We start from the raw sequence: 270 nt of genomic DNA, 5'->3' as shown, positions 1-270 counted from the left end.
ATCAAACTCAATGTTGACCTTGAAGTTGCCTGTGCACGTAAACCCGACCATAAACGGGAATCGCTGGCGAGGAAGATTGCCATAACGCCACAGTTAACCTTTGGTGGTGCACAACTGGTTGATATCGATGCCAATCAGCCACTGGAACAGGTGTTGGTTGATGCAGAAAAAGCGATTACGGATTTTATGACCGCGCGTGGTTATCACTAGTCAAAAATGGAAATGCCCGATCGCCAGGACCGGGCATTTTCAGGAAGCCTTCCTGAAAAT

General features: G+C 47.8%; 1 pseudogene. It reads left to right on the top strand.

Annotated features, from left to right (window positions below):
• Nucleotides 1–210 (top strand): annotated as a pseudogene (locus tag SB756_RS30410) (nucleoside triphosphate hydrolase); the annotation flags it as partial.
• Nucleotides 211–270: the final 60 nt, after the last annotated feature.

Source organism: Pseudomonas sp. SIMBA_068 (genome assembly GCF_046534705.1).
Classification (GTDB): domain Bacteria; phylum Pseudomonadota; class Gammaproteobacteria; order Pseudomonadales; family Pseudomonadaceae; genus Aquipseudomonas; species Aquipseudomonas putida.
This window is presented reverse-complemented; position numbering and strand designations above follow the sequence as displayed.